The organism is Clostridium sp. ETTB3 (genome assembly GCF_053571985.1).
Genome location: NZ_CP199832.1, coordinates 1,498,225 through 1,524,751 on the forward strand (window position 1 = coordinate 1,498,225; position 26,527 = coordinate 1,524,751).

At 26.4% G+C, this 26,527-nt stretch carries 27 protein-coding genes, 1 pseudogene and 1 CRISPR repeat array; of the genes and pseudogenes, 5 read left to right on the forward strand and 23 right to left on the reverse strand.

Translation table 11 applies throughout. The features are described 5' to 3' along the window. Positions 1 to 19: 19 nt before the first annotated feature. From ACUN06_RS07355 to ACUN06_RS07375, 5 genes and pseudogenes are all read right to left on the reverse strand, one after another. Positions 20 to 805, reverse strand: a pseudogene (locus tag ACUN06_RS07355) (FAD-dependent oxidoreductase); the annotation flags it as partial. Then, positions 802 to 1,794, reverse strand: a complete 993-nt coding sequence (locus ACUN06_RS07360; RefSeq protein WP_291736347.1) for a sulfide/dihydroorotate dehydrogenase-like FAD/NAD-binding protein — start codon at positions 1,792 to 1,794, stop codon at positions 802 to 804. The gene ACUN06_RS07360 and the pseudogene ACUN06_RS07355, both read right to left, overlap by 4 nt. 154 nt (positions 1,795 to 1,948) lie before the next feature. Beyond that, complete coding sequence (locus ACUN06_RS07365; protein WP_302740444.1) at positions 1,949 to 3,289, reverse strand: APC family permease; 1,341 nt, start codon at positions 3,287 to 3,289, stop codon at positions 1,949 to 1,951. A gap of 219 nt (positions 3,290 to 3,508) precedes the next feature. Further along, positions 3,509 to 4,117 (reverse strand): NUDIX hydrolase, encoded by a 609-nt coding sequence (locus tag ACUN06_RS07370; RefSeq protein WP_294124479.1) that lies wholly within the window; start codon positions 4,115 to 4,117, stop codon positions 3,509 to 3,511. A gap of 95 nt (positions 4,118 to 4,212) precedes the next feature. After that, positions 4,213 to 5,394 (reverse strand): D-alanyl-D-alanine carboxypeptidase family protein, encoded by a 1,182-nt coding sequence (locus tag ACUN06_RS07375; RefSeq protein WP_294383610.1) that lies wholly within the window; start codon positions 5,392 to 5,394, stop codon positions 4,213 to 4,215. A 133-nt stretch (positions 5,395 to 5,527) separates the two neighbouring features. On the opposite strand from ACUN06_RS07375, the gene ACUN06_RS07380 reads away from it, so the two are divergent. Then, complete coding sequence (locus ACUN06_RS07380; protein WP_294124481.1) at positions 5,528 to 6,109, forward strand: DUF2953 domain-containing protein; 582 nt, start codon at positions 5,528 to 5,530, stop codon at positions 6,107 to 6,109. Positions 6,110 to 6,131: 22 nt separating this feature from the next. Beyond that, positions 6,132 to 6,548, forward strand: coding sequence for a GerW family sporulation protein (gene ytfJ / locus ACUN06_RS07385; RefSeq protein WP_294397333.1), 417 nt, complete (start codon positions 6,132 to 6,134; stop codon positions 6,546 to 6,548). A 75-nt stretch (positions 6,549 to 6,623) separates the two neighbouring features. Here ytfJ and scpB read toward each other — a convergent pair whose 3' ends face one another. From scpB to ACUN06_RS07470, 17 genes are all read right to left on the reverse strand, one after another. Next, complete coding sequence (gene scpB, locus ACUN06_RS07390) at positions 6,624 to 7,307, reverse strand: SMC-Scp complex subunit ScpB (RefSeq protein WP_449389558.1); 684 nt, start codon at positions 7,305 to 7,307, stop codon at positions 6,624 to 6,626. Beyond that, positions 7,300 to 8,052 carry a segregation/condensation protein A gene (locus ACUN06_RS07395; protein WP_291734305.1) on the reverse strand — a complete coding sequence of 251 codons (753 nt, stop codon included), beginning with the start codon at positions 8,050 to 8,052 and terminating at the stop codon, positions 7,300 to 7,302. Before ACUN06_RS07395 ends, scpB begins: the two co-directional genes overlap by 8 nt. 96 nt (positions 8,053 to 8,148) lie before the next feature. Then, a complete protein-coding gene (locus ACUN06_RS07400) occupies positions 8,149 to 8,814 on the reverse strand; it encodes a TIGR03943 family putative permease subunit (RefSeq protein WP_291734307.1) in 666 nt (221 codons plus the stop codon). Between the two features lie 67 nt (positions 8,815 to 8,881). Further along, positions 8,882 to 9,790, reverse strand: a complete 909-nt coding sequence (locus ACUN06_RS07405; RefSeq protein WP_294162458.1) for a permease — start codon at positions 9,788 to 9,790, stop codon at positions 8,882 to 8,884. A gap of 16 nt (positions 9,791 to 9,806) precedes the next feature. After that, positions 9,807 to 10,442: a GTP-binding protein gene (locus ACUN06_RS07410; protein ID WP_291734309.1), complete on the reverse strand. Its 636-nt coding sequence runs from the start codon at positions 10,440 to 10,442 to the stop codon at positions 9,807 to 9,809. Positions 10,443 to 10,465: 23 nt separating this feature from the next. Beyond that, positions 10,466 to 11,407 (reverse strand): CobW family GTP-binding protein, encoded by a 942-nt coding sequence (locus ACUN06_RS07415; RefSeq protein WP_294367845.1) that lies wholly within the window; start codon positions 11,405 to 11,407, stop codon positions 10,466 to 10,468. Positions 11,408 to 11,704: 297 nt separating this feature from the next. Next, positions 11,705 to 12,070 (reverse strand): methylglyoxal synthase, encoded by a 366-nt coding sequence (locus tag ACUN06_RS07420; RefSeq protein WP_291734314.1) that lies wholly within the window; start codon positions 12,068 to 12,070, stop codon positions 11,705 to 11,707. A gap of 61 nt (positions 12,071 to 12,131) precedes the next feature. Further along, positions 12,132 to 12,743: a DNA-3-methyladenine glycosylase gene (locus tag ACUN06_RS07425; RefSeq protein WP_412655748.1), complete on the reverse strand. Its 612-nt coding sequence runs from the start codon at positions 12,741 to 12,743 to the stop codon at positions 12,132 to 12,134. A 65-nt stretch (positions 12,744 to 12,808) separates the two neighbouring features. Next, positions 12,809 to 13,888 carry an SPFH domain-containing protein gene (locus ACUN06_RS07430; protein ID WP_294383598.1) on the reverse strand — a complete coding sequence of 360 codons (1,080 nt, stop codon included), beginning with the start codon at positions 13,886 to 13,888 and terminating at the stop codon, positions 12,809 to 12,811. A gap of 40 nt (positions 13,889 to 13,928) precedes the next feature. Then, the gene (locus tag ACUN06_RS07435; protein WP_449389559.1) at positions 13,929 to 14,657 is read right to left on the reverse strand and encodes a PspA/IM30 family protein; all 729 of its coding nucleotides are present in this window, start codon (positions 14,655 to 14,657) and stop codon (positions 13,929 to 13,931) included. Between the two features lie 151 nt (positions 14,658 to 14,808). Then, on the reverse strand, positions 14,809 to 15,426 hold the full coding sequence (locus tag ACUN06_RS07440; protein ID WP_294367838.1) for a lipoprotein: 618 nt from the start codon (positions 15,424 to 15,426) through the stop codon (positions 14,809 to 14,811). 88 nt (positions 15,427 to 15,514) lie between these two features. Continuing rightward, the gene (locus tag ACUN06_RS07445) at positions 15,515 to 16,729 is read right to left on the reverse strand and encodes a D-alanyl-D-alanine carboxypeptidase family protein (RefSeq protein ID WP_331893171.1); all 1,215 of its coding nucleotides are present in this window, start codon (positions 16,727 to 16,729) and stop codon (positions 15,515 to 15,517) included. Positions 16,730 to 16,907: 178 nt separating this feature from the next. Further along, complete coding sequence (locus tag ACUN06_RS07450; RefSeq protein ID WP_294367833.1) at positions 16,908 to 18,212, reverse strand: pyrimidine-nucleoside phosphorylase; 1,305 nt, start codon at positions 18,210 to 18,212, stop codon at positions 16,908 to 16,910. 17 nt (positions 18,213 to 18,229) lie between these two features. Beyond that, on the reverse strand, positions 18,230 to 19,402 hold the full coding sequence (locus ACUN06_RS07455) for a phosphopentomutase (protein ID WP_294162470.1): 1,173 nt from the start codon (positions 19,400 to 19,402) through the stop codon (positions 18,230 to 18,232). 40 nt (positions 19,403 to 19,442) lie between these two features. Further along, a complete protein-coding gene (locus ACUN06_RS07460; RefSeq protein ID WP_291735303.1) occupies positions 19,443 to 20,321 on the reverse strand; it encodes a tyrosine-type recombinase/integrase in 879 nt (292 codons plus the stop codon). Between the two features lie 75 nt (positions 20,322 to 20,396). Beyond that, positions 20,397 to 21,032: a stage II sporulation protein M gene (gene spoIIM, locus ACUN06_RS07465; RefSeq protein ID WP_302569863.1), complete on the reverse strand. Its 636-nt coding sequence runs from the start codon at positions 21,030 to 21,032 to the stop codon at positions 20,397 to 20,399. An 86-nt stretch (positions 21,033 to 21,118) separates the two neighbouring features. Beyond that, a complete protein-coding gene (locus tag ACUN06_RS07470) occupies positions 21,119 to 21,787 on the reverse strand; it encodes an HD domain-containing protein (RefSeq protein WP_291735307.1) in 669 nt (222 codons plus the stop codon). A 181-nt stretch (positions 21,788 to 21,968) separates the two neighbouring features. Between ACUN06_RS07470 and ACUN06_RS07475 the strand changes: the two genes are divergently transcribed. The 3 genes from ACUN06_RS07475 (at position 21,969) to tnpA (ending at position 23,705) form a co-directional block, all read left to right on the forward strand. Next, positions 21,969 to 22,283: a DUF1622 domain-containing protein gene (locus tag ACUN06_RS07475; protein ID WP_291735309.1), complete on the forward strand. Its 315-nt coding sequence runs from the start codon at positions 21,969 to 21,971 to the stop codon at positions 22,281 to 22,283. Between the two features lie 167 nt (positions 22,284 to 22,450). Then, on the forward strand, positions 22,451 to 23,317 hold the full coding sequence (locus ACUN06_RS07480; protein ID WP_449389560.1) for an HNH endonuclease: 867 nt from the start codon (positions 22,451 to 22,453) through the stop codon (positions 23,315 to 23,317). Positions 23,318 to 23,342: 25 nt separating this feature from the next. Further along, complete coding sequence (gene tnpA, locus ACUN06_RS07485; RefSeq protein WP_449389561.1) at positions 23,343 to 23,705, forward strand: IS200/IS605 family transposase; 363 nt, start codon at positions 23,343 to 23,345, stop codon at positions 23,703 to 23,705. Positions 23,706 to 24,130: 425 nt separating this feature from the next. After that, positions 24,131 to 24,490: direct repeats of the CRISPR family, unit length 30 nt; unit sequence ATTTACACTTCAATATATCAAAGCTATAAC. A 372-nt stretch (positions 24,491 to 24,862) separates the two neighbouring features. Here tnpA and ACUN06_RS07490 read toward each other — a convergent pair. Beyond that, entirely contained in the window at positions 24,863 to 26,416 is a 1,554-nt protein-coding gene (locus tag ACUN06_RS07490; RefSeq protein ID WP_291734657.1) for an RNA-guided endonuclease TnpB family protein, read from the reverse strand. Positions 26,417 to 26,527 lie beyond the last annotated feature (111 nt).

Here is a 26,527-nt window from a genome sequence, read left to right on the forward strand (position 1 = left end):
ATTGCAAATCCAACCATACAGCATGTCCAGTATCTAACAACACTACATTTTCCGCAAATTCCTTTAATGCATATTGTTGACATACCTTAGTATTAAGCTTACCATAATTAATATCCTCAGCTGGAACCCTTAATACAACAACTCCATCCTTATCTAACTTATTCCTTATATCATCAGACAAACTTTCCTTAGCAAGTTTACAAGATCCAGAAAAAGCACCAAGTACATCATCATTTCTTTCTCCTTGAATATCAGAAACTCCACATCTTGCACTAATACTTATTCTTGGTCCAAAAGCAGGACATCTTAAAATACACATAGAGCATCCATTTCCATACCTTAAACAATTTCCCATTGGACCTGTAGTACCAGTAGTTTCTATAAATACATCTCCTTTAACATAGGTATAATCACTTAATAAAAGACCATTTATCTTATTATTTTCAAAATCAACATCCATCACTCTTTTTTCCATATGGAGGTTTATTCCCTTTTCCTTTAAATAATCCCTTACCACTCCTTCGATTTTATTTACATCATATAAAGTTGCATGTTTATGACCTGGAAAATCTATATCTTTATGTCTTGCACATTTATCAGTTAACTTAATTAAATCTCCACCACCTAAAGCAATTAATTCTTCTGCCGCTGTATAACGTCCATTATTTCTCATTATTCCGCCAACATTTCCAAGCCCAAGTAAAAGATCTGTTTTTTCATAAATATGGACTTCTGCCCCAGCTTTCTTTGCTGTTAAAGCTGCAGCACATCCAGCCCATCCTCCACCTATTATTATTACCTTCATATTAATCTCCTCCCCTCAAATATAGCTCTTGGACTAGCCTGTACTTTACAGAATCTTTTTACTCTATGACCTGAAAATCTTGCTGTGCATGCTCCACAAACACCTTCTCCACAACACATTTTAAAATTATTACAACAAGATAAATCAATATCTTGCCTTTCTAAAGAATCTAAATATTCTATAATATTGTAAGTTAATATATCTGCCCCTGCGATATGAACTAAAGATATATTATTATATTTAACTATAGATTTAATAGCTACCTTAGCCTCAGGAGATAACTTTCCCTTTTCAATTAAATTCATTTCTTGAGGAACTATATTTAATTTATTTAACCATTCCATTATATAAATGTCCTTAAAAGGTGATTTGTCTAATATTACAGTAACTTTATTTCCATTTTGCACAAGCCTTTGTACTACTGGAATCATAGGAGCCATTCCAATGCCTCTTGCAATTACTAAAGTATCATTATCTTTTTGTTTTCCTATGTTTTTTAATCCAAATACTCCATTCCAATAAGGACCTCTAATAGTTATTAGTCCTCCTTTTTCAATATTTAATAATTGCTTTGTTTTAACTCCCCTTATTTCTATCATTATGGAAATAATATTTGTTTCAATATCAGATTCTAAAATAGAAATAGGAACATCAAAATAAACATCTTCATTACTTCTTATAAAAATAAAGCTTCCTGGTCTTGCTAAATCTATTACTAATTTATGTGGTGCTTCAAATTTAATTAAAAGAACATCATCTTGACACAACACTTTTTCACATACCTTGCAAGTATAAGTTTTTCTTTGCTCCTTAGCTTTATTACCATTATTATAAAGTTCTTGATAAATACAAACTCCTTTCCAATTTAGACAATCACAAAAATGACTTCCTTGTAATTGTGAACAAAGTATACATTCACCACTTTCAGCTAAATGACAAGGACAAAATTCAGAACCTGCATCTATACAATCAATTGTCTCCTTAAACATCTTGACTCCTTAATTAATACTATACACTATATAGATTATTTCAATAAATTTGTTTTGTTACTATAAATCGCCCATTATATAAAATTTTCTACTTTTTAATATAATAAAAAAGCACACAATTATATGAATTAAAACATATAATTGTGTACTTTAACTATTCTAAACAACCTTCTATTGTTTTTTCAGTTTTTTTCCAGAATAAAATTGCTGCTAATATTATTGATAAACAAACAGCTGCATATAACCAAAATAATTGGTTACCCATGCTTCCAAATAATATTATTAATGATCCTATTATTGCTAATACAGGGTTTATTTTAGAGTTCCACACCCCAGTAATTTCACCTTTATTTCCTAGTTGAATTACTTTAACATATAAAAGGATATATAATGTATAACCCATTGCTATAGAAATTTCAGATATATCTGAATTTGGTAATAATTCAAACTTAGTTGTTACATAATGAACAATAAACCAAACAAAACTTATAATAAATGCAACTATTGCAGAGTTAACTGGCATTAATAATTTTTCATTTATTTTGATTATTTCTTTTGATTTAGGGAACATATTTCTTAATGCTAAAGAATGTGGCAATCTAATCATCCCTAATATTATCCCATTAATAGTACCCATAATTGAAATTATAACAAATATTAATACAATTTTTGCCCCCCAAGGACCTAATAAATTGTTTGCAGCTAAATCAACGTGTGCATCTCCTAAGCTCATAATTGTTTCTGGCCCGATATATATACTTATTCCAATAAAATATAAAACATATACTATTAATATGAATATTGGAGCTATTATAAGTGCTTTTGGTAAATTTCTTTTTGAATCTTTTATTTCATGTGATATTGAAGTTGAAACAATCCATCCATCAAATGAAAATGCAATTGGTGCTATTGCCGCAATCCAACCTGTAGACTTCATTGCAGTAATATCACTTAATGAAATATTACTTGTATCACCAAATATTAATCCAGCAATTGATATTAATACTAATGGTACAAGTTTCATTATTGTTGAAGCATTTTGGAATAAGCCTCCTAACTTTGCTGATAAAGTGTTCATTACAAATAAAAATATCATTATTAATAAACCAATTAACATTTGAATTTCTAATGTTCCTTCAATTCCAAATAAGATACATATATAAATTCCAGCAACCCAAGAAACTACTGATATTAATGTTGGAAAATATAAAAATGTTTGAAACCATCCAAAAGCACATGAAGTAGATTTATTATAATATTCTTCTGCATATGAAATTAATCCACCTTCCTTTGAACTTCGTGATGCTAATTGTGATATAGTTAAACTTCCAAATATTATAGCTATAGCTGCTATAAAAAATACTAATACCCCTAAAGCTATACTTCCACCGGTAGCAATAAGAATATTATCACTTTTAAAGAATATTCCTGATCCTATAACAATTCCAACTATCATTGTTATGGCAGTAAATAATCCATATTCATTTTTTTTCATTTTCTTTCCTCCCAATGTTTTTCCGAATATTTTTCTTCTGTTATATCTAAGATTATTCTAATATAAATAATATTAGAATAATCTTTTAAGTTTCTATTAATATAACATGCAAATATAATTTAGTAAACAAATAATAAAACTTTTTTCAAAAAAATTTTTATCATTTTTATTTTTTTACACTATAGTTAATTTAATTATTATTTTTGATATTTTTTTAAATCATTTAAATATTTCTTCACCATTAATAATAAAGTTTTGTAATGCCATAAAGAACTTTATATCACATCTTTCATTACTATTTAATATTTTTATTGCATCTTCTTTAGATAATAATATAGTTTCTATATCTTCATCTTCTTCTAAATTTTCTGTAGATATTTTTCCAGAACATGTACAATAAACTAAAGCTACAGATTCATCTGTCATTCCTGGAGATAAATAAAGCTTATTTCCTATCTTATTTTCTATTACCTCTTCTAGTTTTAATCCTGTTTCTTCTTTTAACTCTCTTTCAACTGTTGAAATTATATCATCATTATTATCTATTAGCCCTGCTGGAAGTTCATAAACATAATTATTTAAAGGAACTCTAAATTGTTTAATTGCAACTAACTTCTTTTCCTCTTTATGATAAGCTAAGATAACAACAGCATCCATTTTATCTTCTTTTCCTTGAAAAAACTGTTCCTCTAATGCTTCCTTGCTTTTTCTTGTAGCAATTGTCCAAGTCTTTTCTTTTCCACCTTTATTTATATAATCTGCATTATATAAACTCAAAAAATTTGTTTTTGCTAATACTTTTAAATCTTTTACTATAGTTTTACTCAAAACACTTTCCTCCATTTTTAAATACTTAACATATATTTTTCAATATCTATATAGTTATTTTATACCATATTTATATACATTAAAAGAAAAAAGCACTAATTATTAGTGCCTTCTAATTGAAATAATTTTTCAAATTCTCTTTGTGAAATATCTTTATCACAAATTAATGCCTTTTTTAATAGTTCATCTCCACTATTATTTAATGCAATTTTCCCTATTATATCTCCATTTTTTTTATCTAATAAAGTATTAAATACTTCAACTTCCACAGAACCTTCACCTTTAAAACCATATTCAAAATCTGTATCTTGAATTATAGTTCCCAAATTTATAAATTCTGATGACTTTAAAACATCTTTCATATTATCTGCTTTAAAGCAATAATTATCTACAACATATTTATAAATTTGTTCTGTAACATTCCATCTATCACTACAATTTAAAACAACTATTACAATATTTCTTCCTGCATGTTTAATAGATGAAACTAAGCATTTTCCTGCTTGACCTGTATATCCTGTCTTTACGCCATTTGCTTCTGGAATTTTATACAAAATTTTATTTATATTATTATAATCCCTTGTAAATCCAGAATTATCTTTTAATATAGTTTTTGTTCCACATATTTCACAAAATGTTTTATTTTCCATTGCCTTTGTAGTTAATAAAGCTAAATCATAGGCACATGTATAATGCTTTGGACTATCTAATCCATGAGGACTTTCAAAATGAGAATTAATTAATCCTAAGCTTCTTGCATAGTCATTCATAATATTAGCAAATCCTTCTATACTTCCCCCTATATCTTCTGCAATTGCAATAGCTGCATCATTGCCAGACTTGTATAATAGTCCATATAATAATTCTCTTAATTTTATTTTTTCTCCTGCAGCATATTTAACTTTTGAGCCTCTTATAGATGATGCATTTTTGCTTATTGTTACTTCTTTATCTAAATTTCCTTGAGTTATGGCAATCAAGGCTGTAAGGATTTTTGTTGTACTTGCCATTGGCACTATTTCATCTGCATTTTGTTCAAATAAAACTTGCTTTGTCTTACTATCCATTGCTATGGCACATCTTGCATTAACTCTAATACTATTTAATAAATTTTCTATATTAACATCATCTGTATTATAATCATCATCTTCTTCAATTATAGCTAAATCATTATCCTCATCTTCTTCAAAACTTTGTGCATAAACACAATAACCAAATAAATCTGTTAAAATAAAAAACAAACTTAAAGTTACTCCTAGGATTTTAAAATTTTTCATTTGTATCACTCCTATTTTCTCCTTACATGTATAGTATTTTCATTATCTAAAAATTTTAAACCTATTTATTAAATTTTTATGATTTATATTTAAAATTTATGGCAATACTAAAAAAGATTAGGAGAGGGTAATTATGCATATTCTTATAATTATTGTTGTTATAGTATTAATTTTCTTTATTCCAATTCCTCTTAGTTTTCACTTATATATTTCTAAAGATAAGTTTTATATAAAATTTTATAGTTTAAATTTATTATCTAATGAAGATGGAATAATAAGAAACTTAATTAATAAAAAAAAATTAAACAAACTAGAAGAAAAGAAAACTAAAAAAACAATAGAAAATAATGATGATAATGACTCTTCCAATAAAAAAGTTAAATCTAAAGAAATATCATTAAAAAAACTTTATAACAACCTTATTCATAATAAGTTTAAGCCTACTTTAAACTTTAATAGCACAACTATTTATTCACTTGGTGATGCTGCTAATACTGCTATTGCCTTTGGATTGCTTTATAATCTTAACCCACTGCTATTAAATATATTTTCTATTATCTTTAAGGTGAAAAAATATAAAAATGATTTTAAGCCTGTTTTTAAGGATAAAATACTTTTTGAACTTACTTTAAACAGTATAATTACCTTTAATTTAGCTAAAATTATTTATATATGTTTTATTATTTTAAAATCATTTAATAAAAATAGGAGGTGAATCCCTTTATATTGGGATTATTATGGCTGATAAACATGAATTAGAAAATTTGATGAGAAGTACTATGGAGAATTTACGAGATATGATAGATGTTAACACTGTGGTTGGAGATATAGTCGAAACTAGTGATGGAACTTCTATTGTTCCTATTTCTAAGGTTACTTTTGGTTTTGCTTCTGGAGGAAGTGAATTTGGAGAACATGTAGCTATAAGAAATGGTGATGAGAACTATCCATTTGGTGGTGGTTCTGGTGCTGGTGTTAGTGTAAAACCAATAGCATTTCTAATTGTAAAAGATAGTTCTGTAAGATTACAACCTATTGATTATGATACTACTGTTGATAGAATTGTTGATTCCGTTCCTCAATTTATAGACTTAATTAAAGGTCTGTTTAATAAAAAAGATTCTACAGAAAAGAATGATGATTTAGATTTATAAAATTAAAAGCTGTACCAAATATTAATTAAATTTGATACAGCTTTTCTCTTTATTAAAATAAACTTATAAATTGATTTATTTTTCTTCATCTATAGCAGCTTCTTCTTCATTTTTTGAAGCTTGTTTTAAAATTTTATTTTCTTCTAAATCTATATCTTCAATTGCTTTATTTAATAAATCCATTGAGCTTTGGACACCTTCATCACCATATAAATCTAAAGATGGTAATTCTTTTATTGTTTTAAGTCCAAATTGTCTTAAAAATTCATCTGTTGTTCCATAAAGTATTGGTCTACCTGGAACTTCTAATCTTCCAACATCCTTTATTAAACCTCTTTCAACTAATCTTGTAATAGCTGATTCAGATTTAACTCCTCTTATTTCATCTATGTCTATACGAGTTATTGGTTGTTTATATGCTATTATAGCTAAACTTTCTATAGAAGCTTGTGATAATGAGTGCTTCTTATTCTTTTTTAATAACTTTTGAACAAATTCTGAGTTTTCACTTTTAGTTACTAATTGATAAGCTTCATCTAAGCTAATCAACCTTATTCCTCTACTTTTATCTTCATATTCAGTAGTCATTTCTTGAAGTATTTCCAACACATTTTTTTCTTTAAGCTCTAAATTATTACTTATTTCTCTTAATGGCAAAGGTTCTCCACTTACAAATAGCATTGATTCTATAGCTGATTTTATATCTGACTTTCTCGATAATTCATTAAACTCATATTGCTTAACATCAATGTTACTCAATATCTCTCCTCCTCTTAATAAGTATATTTGAAAAGTTTTCATCTTGGAAAACTTGGATAGTTCTTATTTTTATTAATTCTAATAAAGCTAAAAATATTACTACTGTTTCAAGCTTACATGAGCTTTCTTTCATTAAATTATTAAATTCAATTACTTCAACAGAATTAAATTTTTTTAAAAGCTCCTCCATTTTATCTTCAACCTTATACTTATCTACATATATCTTCTTTTGTACTACATTAACCTTATTTTGTTTTTCTCTATAGTTTTCTAATATTTTATTATAAATATTATATAAATCTAAAAGTGTAATATTTTTAAATATATCATCATTATCCACTTTTTCAGGTTTTATTTCTTCAATAACTTCTGGCTTTTTACTAAAGACTTCTCCTGAACTTACATACTTATCATTAAAAAATTCTGAAACTGCCTTAAATCTTTTGTATTCAATCAATCGTTCCATTAATTTTATTTCAATATCTTCTTCATTTTCTTCTTCCTCAACTTTTACTTTTGGAAGTAAATTTTTAGATTTTATTTCTATTAAAGTAGCTGCAACTACTATAAATTCAGAAGTAATTTCTAGATCCATCACCTTTCTAGTATTAAGATATTCTAAATATTGATTTGTAACTTTATATATCTCTACATTATATATATCCATCTTATTTTTTTTAATAAGGTGCAGTAATAAATCAAAAGGCCCCTCAAAATCTGCCACTTTAATCTTTGGCAATTCCATTAATTCATCCCACCTTTTTATTTTTATTAAACATTTTTAACACAACCCTAATGTCCATAACCTATATAATATCAAGTTTCTAATAAAAGAACAACCCTAAAGGTTATTATGATAATATATATCTTTAGGTTCATTTTGAATCTTATATTCATGAGCTAAAATGTAAAAACCTGAATCAAAACAAATACTTCCACTTATACTTATCCATTGTCCATTTTCTAAGTTTTCATCTACGCCTTTAACTCTTATTGACATTTTTTCTTTATCTGCTTGACAACAACTTACTGCTAATCTTGAAACAACAATATAGTCATGATATTCCTCACTTTTATCTATATATCCTAAAAATATAAGCCTTTTACCTTCAAATTCTTTCTTGTTTTCATTTATACTATTTAATATTTCATAGTTATCATTTGTGATTACTATTGTATCTTCTGTTTTAGTAAGTCCTAAGTTATTATTTATATCATCATTTTTTAATAAAGGAATTAAAAAAAATAAAATTACTCCAATACATAATGTAAATGTTAAAGGTATGAACTTATTTGTTATTTCCATTCTTCTTTTAATTGTAAATATTCTTCCAAACTGAATAAATGCAAATAACATTAAAATAACAATACTTACATAAAAATATTTTATCATATCTGCACCTACAAAATTAGTAATATTTCCACTCTTTATTAAAAAAATAATAGAGACTGAAAGTAATGTTAAAATTATAAACCATATTAATTCATCAACATTAAATTTTCTCATAATTCCCCCATATAAAACAAAGACAATAATCATTATTTATATTATAAAATTATTTTAATTTAAAATATTAAACTACAATTAAACATATTAGAAATACTATTAAGATAATAATTCCCAAAAGTTGAATTACAAATTTCTTCTTAAAGAATCCAAAAGATAATATTAAATTTTTTAAATCCATCATTGGACCTAAAATTAAAAAAGCTATAACTCCTTCAACTCCAAAATTATCTAAAAATCCTCGTGCAACAAAAGCATCTGCTTCTGAGCATAATGAAAGTAAAAATCCTAAAATCATCATAATTATTATTCCTATGCTTTTTCCTGATGTAATATTGTTTATTAAATTATCTTGCATAAATGTAACAAATATACTTGATATAAATGCTCCTAAAATAAAATAAATGCTAATATTTAAAAATTCATTAGATGCATTTAATATTAAATTTTTAATTTTTCCCTTTAATGAAATATAATAATTATTACTATAAGTACAACAATCACAATAAAGTCCTACTGTATCATCTTTTATTATTTCTTCTTTCTTCTTTTTATCATATATTACTCCAGTTAACAAACCAATTATTAATGCACCTATTACACCTCCGATAGTTCTATAAATAACAACATTTATGTTATTAGGAAATGCATAATATGTAGACATAATTACAACTGGATTAACTATTGGTACTGCTAACATGAAAGTAACCCCCACTCCTATAGGCAATCCCTTTTTTATTAAACTTCTTGTAATAGGGATAATTGCACATTCACATATAGGAAAAAATATTCCTGATATCGCAGCTATAAAATATCCTATGATGCTGTTTTTAGGTATTATTTTTTTTATGAATTCATCAGAAACATAAATTTGAATAACTGCTGATATTATTGCACCTATTAGTAAAAAAGGCAATGCTTCTACAATTATCCCAAGATAATTCCATATCCAAGACTCAAATTTACTTATACTCACCTTACCACCTGCTAACTTACTTTCTCATATAATCCATCAATTTTACTCTAATGTTTCTTAAAAAATCACTTTCAATCAAATTACTTTTATTTAAAGCTTCCTCAAAATTATTATTATCATTAACTATAATTATTTGTGCCTTATGATTTAATGCTTCTAAAATATTAATACCTTCTTCTAAATCTCTTTCATTTAAATTACTGCAATTATTTACTGCAATAACATCACTGTTTTGTATAAAAGGAAGTAATATTTCACCCATATTTTTAATATAAAAATTTATACTTTCACCATTACATACAAAATACATTGTATTAAGCTTTATAAGTTTTCCTATTTTATTATCAAATATACATTTATATAAATACTCCAATGTTTCTGTTCCATTATATTCAATTATTATTCTATGTGGCTTGTACTCATTTATTATTTCATATATATTTTTATCAAGCTCAGCATTATCTTCCATAAAGTTTATATGTTTAACAAATAAATCCTTCTCCTTAAACTCTTTTATTTTTACATTTCCAATTTCACAAGTTAAAACTATTATTTTTTCTCCAACTGCCTTTGTTGTTTTTATCAATGAATTAATAAAGGCTGACTTACCAGCCCCTAAAAATCCTGTAACTACCTCAATACCAACCTTCATAATTTCACCTTCTTGCTACAAAATCATAAAAAGAATTTTTTTATCTTATCTTTATTTAAATTTGTACCAATAAAAGAAATAACTGATTCTCCCATATAAACTATCTTTTCCATACTTATTTCTGATAAAGTATAATCAAATTGCTCCTTACCATTATTAGTTTCAACAATACCTTTTGCCCTTACTATTTGTCCAAATTCAAGGCTATTTTTTATAAAATTAAATTTACTTAAAAGTTCATCTTTAGATACTTTTCTATCTATCTTAAGCGCAAAGCTTTCAAACTTTTCTTCATTTTTCTTAACTGAAGTCTTTTTTAATCCTTCTCTTCTAAATATAGGTTTATCTTTTTTAATTTCTTTTTGCCTTATAATAAATTTTTTTGGTATTAATTCTTCTGCCTTGGTAGTTTTCCAATCCTTACTTATAATTATTGCATCTTTATTCATTTTTATTATTTCATCATTGATTTTATTTACTTCTTCTGTTGATATATTTTGAGTTCTGCTTAAAACTATAATATCAGCATTTTTTATTTGATTATCAAAAAAGCTCTTAAAATTAGATAAATATAAATTAAATTTTTCTGCATCAACTACAGTTATTGACTTTTCTACCTCAGCTATATTTTTTAAATCTTCATCTTCAAATGCCTTTTTTATATCACTTAATTTAGCAACACCAGTAGGCTCAACTACTAATCTATCAACATTACAATTTTCAACTACATCTAAAATTGATTCCTTAAAATCACCTATTACCTGACAACATATACATCCAGCATTAATTTCTCTAACTAAAGTATTAGTTCTTTTTAAAATAGTTCCATCAATGCTTACTTCACCAAATTCATTTTCAATAATAGCTATATTTTCCTTATAATATCCCTCTTCTATAAGCTTTTTTATTAACTGTGTTTTTCCAGCACCTAAAAATCCTGAAAATAATTCTACTTTTACACTCATATTAAACTTTTTCTTAATTATCCCCTAATATTGTTCTTAAAAAATTCTATGAAAATTTCATAGTTTTTATGCTTATTTATTTATTCATCTTAAGTTTCATATTTTAAATTTATTATTTATATATTTAATTTTTTTGCACACTTTTATAATTTCATGAATATATTATTACTTATTTAACTATACTAATATTGTAAATGTATCATTATTTAATGAACATTATACACAAAAAAAGAATTTCACTTGTTATTAATTAACAAATGAAATTCTTTTTTTACTAAATATTAAAATATACTGTTTTTATTTATGCAATGCATCTAATACTAATTGAGCAGTTGAAACATTTGTTGCAAGAGGAATTTCATAAACATCACAAAGTCTTAATAATGCATTTATATCTGGTTCATGTGGTTGTGATGTTAATGGATCTCTTAAAAATATTACTAAGTCAATTTGTTGTTCAGATACTAAAGCTCCAATTTGTTGATCTCCTCCTAAAGGTCCACTTTTTAATCTATGAATCTCTAAATTAGTATTTTCCATTATTTTTAATCCCGTTGTACCAGTTGCATATAACTCTAAATGAGATAATCTTTTCTCATTCATTTTTGCAAAGTTAACCATTTCTTCTTTTTTCTTATCATGTGCAATTAATGCTACCTTCATTTTTACCCCTTCTTTTTATCTTCACTAAACTAAAACTTTATTTTAAAATTAATTAAATTAGTTATTTTTTTGATATAAAATTATTGTTTTTTATATAAAATCTCCATAAAAAATCTTTTGCTTCTTCTGAATAGTCTATTCCAATTCTTTTTGTTTCAACTATTTCAAAATCTTCACTTTCATGTTCTTCTATATAAAGCTCACCTTTTTCATATAATTTATATTCATTTAAATTTTTATCTATTAAATATGCTAAACATAATTTAGATGGCCCATTAGCTAAATTTTTAATTTGAGTTTTTGTAAGTTCATTAAAATCCTTTTTATATCTAATTTGAGAAATATAATCAAATTCATTTAATGGTTCTAATGCTCTTATTAAAACTGCTTCAGCAACATTTTCCTCTCTTGTAACAACATTAAGACAATGATATAAACCATATATAAAATAAATATAAGATATACCACCCTCCCCATATAATGGTTCAGTTCTTTTAGTCCTTCTTCCATTATAAGCATGACAAGCCTTATCACTTTCACCTATATAAGCTTCTGTTTCAACTATTTTACCTTTTAATATTTTACCATCAACTTCTCTTACTAATACTTTTCCCAATAAGTCTTTAGCAACATCTACTGCACTTCTGTTATAAAATTCTTTATTAATAATCATAATGTACTCCTTAAATGTTTGTCTTAAGCTTAGGTATTTCCTACTTTTAATATTTTAATTCACAATTAATTAATTTTAGCTCCACATTCTGGACAAAACTTAGCTCCTATTGCTACTTTTGACCCACATTCACTACAAAACTTATTTTTTTTAACTTCTAATTCCTGTGATGTATTTTTAGTTCCACAATTTGGACAAAACTTAGTATTTTCACTTAATTGTTCTCCACAATTTTTACAAATAACATTTTTACTATCTGAAGAATCATTATCTCCATTTGATGAATTTACTAAAGAATCATTTTCCATATTCTTTTTCATTTCATTCATCATATGCATTCCCATCTGCATTCCCATTCCTGCTTGTGCCATATTAGTCATAGAACTATTAGGATTTTTCTCCATAGCCTCAGTCATAGAAACACTTTGATAATGACCTATATTACCAACCATTCCATATGCAGCATTTTTATCAATCATCTTTTGAACTGATTCTGGATAACTAAAGTTTTCAATATTTAATGAGGTTACAGTAAGACCTATTTTTAGCATTTCCATATCTAAGTCACTCTTAATTCCATTTGCAATATCAAATGAATTTGATTGTAAATTAAACATATCCTTTCCTTCTCTAACAATCCATTTCATTAAAAGTTGATCAACTACTGCTAATGCTCTCATCTTTATATCATCAACAGTAAATTGAGTTTTAATTCCAGCAATCTTATCTATTACAGTCATGGTATCATGTATCTTAACATTAAATGATCCAAATGCTCTTATAGGCATTCCTCCTGGCATTCCTGGTGCTGGTATATTTACAGGATTTTTAGTACCCCATTTAACTTGAAATTCCTTTGTATTTATAAATAGTACCTCTGCTTTAAGTCCAGATTTAAATCCAAATTTAAATCCTTTTAATGTTGATAAAAAAGGTATTATTTGAGTTTCTATTTCATAATTTCCCTCTTCAGTAAATATACCTTCAACCTTACCATTATGCATAAATATAGCATCTTGACCTGGTCTTATTATTAATCTACTATTCTTTTTAATCTCACTATTTTTCCACTTCCAAAATAAAACATCATTTCTTGTTTCATTCCATTCTATTACATCTAACAGTTGATTACCAAACAACCCCATACTATTGCCTCCTATACGGTTTATTTTAAATATACTCCCGTTACTTTTCTTCTTTAAGTTTTGCTAATTCATTATCTATTTCAGATTTATCACTAATAATATTATTTCCTTTTAAAGTTGCTAATTCATCTTCAATTTGACTGTTATTAGTTGTATTATATTTATTCATTAAATTATCAATTTCATCACTTAGCATACTATTTAATTCAGCCATTGCATTAGCTTCATCTAACATTTTATTAGCTTTTTCCTCCATTCTGCTAAATGAATCTAAACTTGATTTTGAATTACTTATAGATGAACCCATTTTATTAATTCTTTCTTGCATCTTTGCTGTTGCAACTTTTGCTTTAATTGTACCTTTTCTTTCATTAAGTTCTTCAATTTCATTTGTTAGCTTATTATACATCTCTTTCATTTTAACAGAATTATTATGAGTTGCTTCATATTTAGTATTAAGTACATTTAATTTTTCTGTTAATGATGCTTTTTTAGTTAAAAATACTCTTGCATCATCATCATTTCCTGCATCTACAGCTTTTTTTGCATAAGAAAGCATTTTATTTACTTCACTTTCACATTCATCATATTCTCTTTTTGCCCTTGTTTCTTCAGCCATTACTGATGCAGTTTCAGCTTTTACCTTGTTTAAATCATCATTTAAATTTCTCATTAATTGATCTATCATTTTAACAGGATCTTCTGCCTTATCTAATAGTGCATTAATATTTGATGACATTATATCGCTAAATCGTTTTAAAATTGACATATTAATACCTCCCAAAATATTCTCACTTATATTTTAACATTATATTACTTTCTCAAAAATATATTATTTCCTTAATTTAAGTTTATAAAATATTTAATTATCATAGAACCTTAATTTTTATAAAAATTCATTAATTAAATATATATTAATTTTATATAATTGAACCATATAATTTATCACCCTTAGTATATACAATAACTGTAAATGTTCCTAATGGTCTATAATTACCGTCTGTTGCTGATAAATATCCTCTTAACTCTAATTCAACTATATTATCATTTTCATTTTTATTTTGTAGTATAACCTTATCTAATTGAAAATAAACAGGATCTTCATTAGATAATCCAAATTGTTCTCCTAAAAAGTTAACATTTTCTTCAATTCTTTCTTTATCTTCACCAGTTATTAACTTAACTTCATCACTATCTTCATTCCATTCACTTACTATATAGTTATATACCTTAGGATTTTTATGTAAGTACTCTGTTAATAAATCACTTGCAAAATCTATCTCTTTATATTCTCCATAAACATGAGGATAATCATTCATCCTATCATATATCTTATCCCCCTCATTTAAGTCCATTATATTTTTATTTTCTTCATACACCTTGTCCAAAGCAGTAAATTTAGTATATTCAATAGGTTTATCATTATTTTCTTCTATAACATCTTGATTATTATCCTTATTTAATTCTGATTTATTGTTATCAGCACATCCAGTTAATAACAACAATAATAATAGTGTATATATTATTTTTTTCTTCATATTAATCATCCTTCCTATATTTATATTTTAATATAAAAAAAAGGATTAATCCATTTTTAGGGTTAATCCTTTTAAACTAAACTTTAAATTAAACTCCTTTTTTAAATAAGTTTTTCATATTATATTTTAAATTATCAAAGAATCCGCCTTTTTCAACATCCCTGTCACAATATAATTCTACTTCTCCTATTTTTTGTTCATTTAAATACACTTCACACTTACCTATTGTTTCACCTTCACTATAACTATCTTTTTCTTCATCTAATACAATCTTATTTATAGGTTCTCCATCACTACCCTTTAATACTACTATAAATAAATCATCTTTTGCCTTTGCAATAAAGTATCTTTCAGTATTTTTTCCTAAATAAATAGTTTCAACATCATCATCTTTATTAAATAATTTTTTACCTTCATATTTAGAAAATCCATAATTCATAAGCATACTTGCATCTCTATTTCTTATTTTATATGTTGGAGCTCCCATAATTACAGCAAGCATTCTTACCCCATTTCTTACAGCGGTTGCACTTATACAATATTTAGCTTCTTGAGTAAATCCTGTTTTTAATCCATCACATCCATCAAAAAATCGTACTAACTTATTATGATTTACTAATTCTATAGGAGATTTTCTTCCTTCAGATATAGTTTCCATATATGTTCCACTATACTTTAAAATAGTTGGATGCTTTAATAATTCCAATGACATTATAGAAATATCTCTTGCAGTTGTTAAATGCCCTTCCATTGGTAAACCATTACAATTTTTAAATGTTGTATTAGTCATTCCAAGTTCTTTTGCACGTTCATTCATTACTTTTACAAACTCATCTGTTGACCCACTTAAAAATTCAGCCATTGCTACAGCTGCATCATTACCTGAAGCTATGGCTATCCCTTTTAATATATCCTCAACAGTTCTAACTTCACCAGTATCTAAAAGCATTGTACTTCCACCCATACTTTTAGCATTTTCACTACATGTAATTTTATCATCTAATGAAATTTTCCCACTATCTATTGCTTCCATTGCTAATAACATTGTCATTATCTTAGTTACTGAAGCAGGCGCAAACTTTTCGTCTGGATTTTTTTCATACAATACTGTACCAGTTACAGGCTCAATAAGAATTGCTGATTTTGCATCAACATTCATTCCTTCTTCTAAACAAGCTGTATAAATATCATGTGGAGTAGAATTTTTAAGCTCTACTCTTTCTGCAGCCATTGGTATTACTGTATTTAAACATAATAAACATAAAAGAATAATAGAGATTTTATTAAATATTTTTTTCTTCATTTGTTCTCCTCCTTTTAAGCTTATTATTACCAAAACAAAATAAAAATATGATAAATAGTTAGTAATTAGTATTTATGTGTAAATAATTCATAAAAAAATCAACCCTAAGGTTTTAGTGTTATTCAACAGTAAAAACCTAGTGTTGATTTTTAGAATTATTCTATTTATAAGTGTTAAATTATTTAACTATATCATATATTAACGGAATATTTAATTCATAATTATCTTCAATAGTTATATTTTCTAGGATGCTTTTTCTAGCCTTTTCAATATTATTTTTATTATTTGAATGTATGTATGCTAGAACATCACCTTTATTAACTTTATCACTTCTCTTTTTATTTAAAACAAGACCAACAGCTAAATCTATTTCACTTTCTTTAGTTGCACGTCCTGCTCCAAGTTCCATTGCTATAAGACCAAAAGCTTCTGCCTTAATCTTAGTAATATATCCATCTCTTGGTGCTACAACTTCTTCTATATATTTAGCTTTAGGAAATTTACTAAAATCATCTATTGCTGAAATATCTCCACCTTGTGCTTTTATAAATTCCTTAAGCTTTTCTAATCCTTTTCCATTAGCTATATTTTCTTTTAGCATCTTTCGTGCCTGTTCTTCAGTTTCTGCTTTTTTAGCACAAATAAGCATATTTGACCCTAAAGTTAATGTTAATTCCAAAAGATCTTTTGGTCCATTTCCTTTTAATAATTCAATAGCTTCCATAATCTCTAAGCTATTTCCTATTGCAAAACCTAATGGTTGATCCATATCAGAAATTACCCCAATAGTTTTTCTTCTAAGATGATTTCCTATATCAACCATTTCTCTTGCAAGTTCTTTAGCCGTTTCTGGTGTTTTCATAAATGCACCATCTCCAACTTTAACATCTAAAACTATAGCATCTGCTCCAGAAGCAATTTTTTTACTCATTATACTTGAAGCAATTAAAGACATATTATCTACTGTAGCTGTTACATCTCTTAATGCATATAATTTTTTATCTGCTGGAACTAAGTTTCCACTTTGCCCCATAATAGCTATATTTATATTATTTACATTTTCTATAAATTGTTCTTCTGTTAATTCAACTGAAAATCCCTTGAAAGTTTCAAGTTTATCTATAGTACCTCCAGTATGACCTAAACCTCTTCCTGACATTTTAGCAACTGGTATTCCAAGTGATGCAACCAACGGAGTTAAACAAATTGATGTTTTATCTCCAACGCCTCCTGTAGAATGTTTATCTACTTTTATCCCCTTAATACTACTTAAATCAATTTCATCACCTGACTTAACCATCGCATTTGTTAAATCTGCTGTTTCTCTCTTATTCATCTTATTAAAAAATATTGCCATAAGCATTGCTGATGCTTGATAATCTGGAATACTCCCATCTGTAAATCCTTCTACAAAAAAGTTTATTTCTTCTGTTGTTAATTCTTCACCTTTTCTTTTTTTCATTATAAGGTCATACATCCTCATAAGTTACACACTCCTAGCTATTCCATTATTTTATTAAAAAAACTATCTCCAACTAACTCATTTTTCACATTAAAGAAATCTAATATTGTTTTTCCTATATCAGAAAATCTCTCTCTTGTTCCAATATTAACTCCTGGTTTTACATTCTTTCCATAAACAAGTACAGGTATATGCTCTCTTGAGTGATCTGTACTGCTAGTTGTTGGATCGCAGCCGTGATCTGCTGTTATTATAAAAATATCTTCATCAGTCATCTTTGAATAAATTTCTTGTAATCTGTTATCAAAATCTTCTAAAGCTTTTCCGTATCCCTTAGGATCATTTCTATGTCCATATAACATGTCAAAATCAACTAGATTTGTAAAGATAAGACCTTCTTTTACTGTATCCATATACTCTAAAGTTTTATCTACACCATCCATATTATTTTTTGTATGAACTGCAGAAGTAATACCCTTTCTATTGTAAATATCTTCTATCTTTCCAACGGCTGCAACTTCTAAATTATTTTCTTTTAAATATTCAAGCATAGTTTTATTAAATGGATCTAATGCATAGTCTCTTCTGTTTGATGTTCTCTTAAAGTTTGGAGCTTCTCCTATAAATGGTCTTGCAATAACTCTTCCTACTGCCCATTTATCTACAAGCATATCTCTTGCAACTTGGCACATTTCATATAATTTTTCTACTGAAATAACATCTTCGTGTGCTGCAATTTGAAATACACTATCTGCAGATGTATATATAATAGGATATCCTGTTTTAACATGCTCCTCACCTAATTCTTCTATTATTTGAGTTCCTGAAGCAACAACATTTCCTAATATCCCTTTTACATTTGCTCTCTTTTTAAATTCTTCAATTATTTCTTCAGAAAATCCTTCTGGATAAGTGTTTAGTGGCTTTTCTAAAATAACACCTGCAATTTCCCAATGCCCTGTAACAGTATCTTTCCCCTTTGATGCTTCTTTACACCTTCCATAAGCACCTACTGGTTTGCTACATTTTTTAGGCTCATTAACACCTTCTATATTTCCTAACCCTAACTTTTCTAATTCTTTTATTTCAAGTCCATTACAAGCTTTATATACATGATCTAAAGTATGACTTCCTTCATCACCATAACTTTTCGCATCTTGTAATTCTCCAACTCCTACACTATCTAATACAACTAAAATTGCTCTCTTCATTTTTTTCTCCTTTCGTATATAATGCCCATTTTAAAAAGCATCAAGCTCTTGGATGGGAATTTTTATAAACTAAGTTTATTTTATCATTATTTATTATTTCATAGTAAGTGTCCATATAAGTTAATACTTGGTTTCCTAAAAGCTTTTGTACTGCTCTTACATTTGCTCCATTTTGAAGTAAATGTACTGCAAAAGAATGTCTAAATGTATTTAAATTAACATCCTTATTTATTCCAGCTTTATGAGAATATTCTTTTACAATCCTCCATACACCTTGTCTTGTTAATTGATTTCCATTTAAATTAACAAATAAATTGTGTACCCCAGCTGAAGCTATCATATCTCTTATAGATAAATATTCTTTAAGTGCTGCTTCTGCACTTCTTCCAATAGGAATAAGTCTTTCATAATTTTTATTATCATGACACCTAACATAAAGTAAATCAAGATTTACATCCTCTACTGATAATTTGATTATTTCAGAAACCTTCATTCCTGTTGCATACATAAGTTCTAATAAGGCATTATCTCTAATCCCCTTATTACAATCTTTATCAACTATCTTTATAATTTTATCAACTTCTTCAACTGTTAATATTTCTGGTAGTTTCTTTGATTGATCTGTACTCTTATAGTAAATCTTAGGTATATCTCTAATAATCTTTTGATCTTTTAAATAATTATAAAAGCTTCTTAAACTAATGACGATTCTACTTATTGATCTTTCTGATTTTCCATCTTCTAATAAATGTTCGATATAATTTTTAACTGTTACGTTATCAGTTTCATCTAAATATATATCTTTGCTATTTAAATATTTAATATACAAATTTACATCAGTTACGTATGCATAAACAGTATTATCACTTTTATGACTTTGAAGTAATGACTCTCTATATTCATTTACTATTTCTTTCATGATTTTCCCCAATCCCACCTTAATTATTATTATTCGACAACAACTTTAAAATTTCCTTTTATAATCATCTATTCTTTAACTAACTTTATAAACATTTGTTACTACAAATTTAATAATATTTGGACAAAGATAAGCTTCAATAAATGTGCCTATAATAAATATACATGCAAATACCCCAATCTTAAAAATTAGTTCCCTCTCTACTATTGTATTTACTTTACCTTTATTAAAGAACTTATCTTTTAGTTTTGTTGAAGAAAATTCAATTCCAACTATACTTAATGCTATAAAACATGGAATATATATAATATTTTGTGGTATTGTTGCAACTAATGCTAACCATAGACCTTTTCCTTCAAATGTTGAAATTAAAAAACTAAATGTATAACCTAATGTAAAGCCCTTTATAAGATCTAATAATAAAATTATTGGCGTACCAAATACAGTAAAAGATATTGTAATTAATACTGTTAAAAGTATTAAGTTTTTCTTTAATACATTTAATAATAGCGCTTTATTATTTACTGGCTCTTTTACTATACTTTGTGCAAATGTTGAAAAATAACTTGTAAGATCTGATGCATCACTTGCTCTCATATATTTAACTATATATGTACCTAATGCTATCCCCACACAAAAAAATATGAAAACCATAAAATAAAAAAATTTATTTTCTTTTTTACTTAAATTTAATTTATTTATAATCTCCAACTAAAACCACCCCCACATTGTTATATCCTAATAATATGATTGTGATTTTAAGTATATTCATAATTGAATATATGTAACTTAAATTTTTATATAATTTTTTCTATCTTTTTAACATTTTCCTTAATATCTTTTAAATTTAAGATATAATTATTTTCTAAAATTGATATAACTTTTTTAATATCATTAATTTCCTCTTCTTTTTTATGTTTTTCGAAATTTCCTCTTCCCATTCTGTCACTTATAAATAATAAAATAATATCATTTAAATTTGTCTCTTTTATCATTTCTTTCGTTTTAGCATAAGGCAAGTTTTTAATTATATATAAATGATGCATATGAAACCTTACTAAATTTAATATTTTTTCTTTTTCATAATCATCATATTTATAATAGTTTAATATTTTTTCTGCTATTTTTACCCCTTCTACATCATGATTATAAGAAGTCCATCTTCCTTGGTTATTTTTCTTTGTAGTTATTCCTTTTCCTACATCATGTAATAATGAACCTAACATAAATGCTTCCTTATCTATAGCAAAATCTTTTATTTTTGCAGCTATATCTATTACTTGCATAACATGATTCCAAACATTTCCCTCAGGATGATACCTTGGATTTTGTTCTATTAATTGAAGTATCCATAAGGATTCTAAAGGCGTGTCTTTAAATGAATTTTTAATTTTTTCTAAATAAACTGATGGCTTATTACAAACCATTAATTCCCTTTGAATTTCCATTAACTTATTTTCTTCCATTATATTCTCCTCTAAAATATAGTATTATATTTATTTAGTTTTTCTTGCTTTCATTATTTTACAAATAATAAATTTTTATTACATGAAATTTTTGTTTATGCTAACAGATACAAATAATTTGTATTTTTAATTTTATTTTAGGGAATTCTAAAAATATTACTAATTTTGAGGTGTTTATATTTTGGAAGAATTATTTGATAGCTATTTACCAATTTTAATTCACATATTTGAACTAATGGGTATTTTTATTTTATTAATAGGTACATTTACAGCCTTTTATCACTATATATTAAAGAGATTTTTTCATAAAAATTTTAATATTAAATATGAATTTTCAGATGCAATGGTTACTACACTAGATTTTAAATTAGCAGCAGAAATACTTAAAACAGTTATTATTAAAGACTTAAATGAATTAATTATTTTGGCTTCTGTATTTATAATAAGAATTATAATGACATTTGTCTTAGAAAAAGAAATGAAAAATGATAATTAAGTCAATAGCCCACTCCCCTAAAGGGATAGGGGCTTGGGATGAAACTCCCTAGTTTCTTCTCTGAAAGTAATATTGCATAGTCTTCAGGCGAATGTGATGGTTGAACTCCAATAGGGAAAATTACTATTGAAGTTGCTAATTTCAATATTCAAAAGATGAAATATGATTTGATTTCTGGTGTTGATTATCAAAATGGGGATATGTTTGCTTTTTGGAATGTGAGAGAATTTGTCCTTCACAGGGCCGGTCATAAGTGTCAAAATCCAAACTGCAAACATAAAGATAAGAAAGAGCAGATATTAAAAGTTCATCACATTAGATACCTAAGCGAAGGTGGTAGTTATAGACCTGAAAACTTAATTACACTTTGTAGCAAATGCCATACTCCAGCCAATCATAAGAATGGAAAATTTCTTTATGATTGGTGCGTGAATGGTAAAAAAGTTAGAGGTTTTAAAGATGCTACATTTATGAGTATGATTAGATGGTATTTAGTTAATGAATTAAAATATAAACATAATAATGTGTCTATAACTTATGGATATATTACTAAAAATCATAGAATTCAAAATGGTATCGAAAAGAGCCATTTAAACGACGCTTTTGCTATTGCAAAAGGAACGAATCAAGCTCGAACTAAAGAGAGGTTTTTAGTAATTCAATATAGGCTCAAAAATAGAAGTTTAGAGAAATTCTATGATTCAAAAATTATAGATATTAGAACAGAAAAAAAGGTTTCTGGTGGAGACTTAAACTGTGGTAGAAGCACAAGAAACAAAAATCTTAATACAGAAAATTTAAGAAAATATAGAGGTGTTAAAATATCAAAAGGTCAGCGTAGAATAAGAAAACAAAAATATTTCTATCAACCTAATGATTTAGTTAAATATGATGGAAAAGTTTATACTGTTAAAGGAACTCAAAACGAAGGCAAGTATATCGCTTTAAAGGAAATTAAAAAAGTTCCTAAAGTGGAGTTATTAATACCTTATGTTTTTAAGAAAGGGCTTAACTGGAGTTATGGATTATGTTAGTGAAAACCACAGTAAATATCTGTTAATGGTTCATTTGATATTTGTTGTGAAATACCGAAGAAATTTGCTTATCAAATTTGGAGATGAGATTAAACAAATATTTTATGATATAGCCAAGGAGAAAGATATTGTGATTGTAGAAATGGAAGTATATAAGAACCATATACATCTACCGGTACATTACAAACAAACTATGTCAGTTTTAGACTTAGTTCGATGGTTTAAGCAAATTTCTACATATAGATTGTGGAGGCAAAACAATAATATGATGGAACTAGCTAAGTTCTTTTGGAAAGAAAAAACTTTCTGGTCAGGTGGATATTTCTCATGCAGTATTGGAAATGTTTCTAAGGAAACAATTGAAAAATATATACAAAATCAAGGTTAGGGCTTACATCCGATACTTTAAAAGGATAGCGGTTTTACGCCAGTATGTATAAAAATGCTACTAAAAAACAAAACTTATAAGTAACAAAAATTAAAAACTATCTTTAACTAAAAAATAGCTCAGTTAAATCCATCTAATCCACAAACTGGCTTAGTAATCTCACCGAATCATTATCTGGAATTATGCACTCTATATCAAAAGGAAGTTTTAATTTATAAAACTTTCGATTTATCGTATAATTCTTGTGTAAGATTTTTTTGTTAGCATGAAAAATATTTTACCATAAATCCTAAACTCGTGAAGTTTGGGATTTATTTTTTTAACAAAAATGAGCTGTGCACTAATGATTTAGTGAGACAGCCCCTTTTAAGTATATTTTTAAATTATAATTTAAATATAAATAACAACTCTCTGAGCTTCACTCTCTTTACAACTGAATATATCAAAGCTATAACCTGGATACGCTACTAAAGCTGGTACAGAATTTCAATAATTTACACTTCAATATATCAAAGCTATAACTCTAAATCATCTACGCATATTTCAACGTTGTTTTTATTTACACTTCAATATATCAAAGCTATAACCAACCAATTGTATATAATATTTCATCATCTTCTGTAATTTACACTTCAATATATCAAAGCTATAACCTAATAGGTTAGAACGTAGAAATACTAATAGAAATAATTTACACTTCAATATATCAAAGCTATAACGAAAATAGAAAAGAGTATGATCTTGACTATTGTGAAATTTACACTTCAATATATCAAAGCTATAACCCGTTATAAGGCTAAAGCTTAATATTAATACACTCTATTAACACTTTCTGTCTATGTGTAAACTTAGAGCTATATTTAATTTTAAAATTTAGTGCAAACACATTTATAACCCCTATATAGTACCATTGTCGACATCCTTATAATTTAACACTAAGCTAGATCGACAATAATACTATATTTTGATACCTTTAATATATTACAACTAAGCTCCGTAGAGCTTTTGAAGTGTCAAGACGGTTTTTAATAATGTCTTGAGTTAACCCTTCGCGAGTGTATTGTTTCAACCTCACGTTATAGTCGCTAAATCGACTAAATTAAATATATCAGTTGTAAAATATATTTAATATTATATTAATTTTAATTCAAATTTCTCTAGCTGTCAATTTCCTTTTGATTTCTTAATTTGTAATATTGTGTATCTTTAATATCACTTACATACTTGTCACTCATAGCTATATTTCTACTAGCATTATAGTCAGCGTTTAAGTTTCTTTTGCATACTTTACATATAAATTCTTCTTGGTTTTCTCTCTGACCTTCCTCATAATTCTCACAAATACTACAGGTTTGAGAAGTACGATATGGATCAACTTTTTTAACTATTATACCCACTTTTTTAGCCTTATACTCAATCATTTCCTGTAATTGATAATAACTCCAATCAGCCAAAAGCTTATTTTTCTTAAAATTTTCTCCAGTTAAAAATTCAACATTAATTTGTGATGCCTTATTATCAACAGCAAATTTAACTATCTCTTTAGATAAATAGTGATTATACGTAGTATTATAATTACTTTGCTTATTTTTTAAAGCTCTGAGTGCCTTTAACTTTTTATCACGACCTTTACCTGCCTTAGCTTTACTTACTTGCTTATTAACTCTTCTTCTAGTTGCTTTCATTTGAGCATTTACTTTCATAAAACTTTCAAATGAACCTATGGCTTTTTTTACATAATGTTTATCACTTAAAGAAACATATGCAGGTATCTTTATGCCTAAATCCACACCAACTACTCTACCTTTTACTAATCCAGTCTCTTTTTCAGTTTTTACACCTAATACTAAGTTTAAAATTAATTTATTATCGTTTAAGGATATTGAGCTATCACAAACTTTATAGTCCTTTAGTGGATTATCTTTAGTTTTTGCTTTGCCCTTTTCATTAACACCTACTTCTATCTCACTAGGCATTGATTGAAAGTAAACTACCTTATTTAAAGTATATATAAGCTTATCTCTATCTTTATCATTTCTACCTACTAACACTTTAAATTTTATTCCTTTTATCCACTTAATAAAAAACTCGTCATTGTCTTTATAAAATGTTAAATCTCGCCCTCTAACCATTAAAGGAAAATCTCTCTTATAATTAGTAAGGCTTCTATCACCTCTTGCTAATCCATTTTCCAATATTGTTTTAAAATCAGCTTTAACTCTTTTAATTACTAATGACATATTATCCTTATTATTAAAATTAACTTGGGATTGAAGAACAGTATATAATTCATCTATATACTTCTTTTTAAATTCTTTATCTTCTAATATTCTTGAGTTCATTTTATTGTCAAACTCTTCTTTTAACCTTACTTTCTCATTTTTATATTCTTCAATATTATTATTTATTTTTTCAATTTTATCTTTATTTATCTTTCTAGCACTTTTAGCCTTTTGTAACTCATCATTTGCTTTTTTTATATTATTATCTACTTTAGCCAACTTACTCCCAATCTTATGCTCAGCACCTGAACCAACCCCTTCAAGCTGATTATGTGTATATAATAAAGACATTCCTAAGTTCAATGCTCTATATTGTTGATATTGCTCATTTCTAATAAGTCTATATATTTCATTCCTCTTAGCAGAATCTTCTTCTATAACAACTATTTTTAATTTTCTTGTTAATGTATTATTAATTTTACTCTCCATAATATCCCTCTTTCAAACACCCTTATGAATAATAATACCCTATCAATTATTATTTATATCAACTTTATTTTCAATTGCTAAAATTTCTTATTTAATCCCAACCAAGTAATT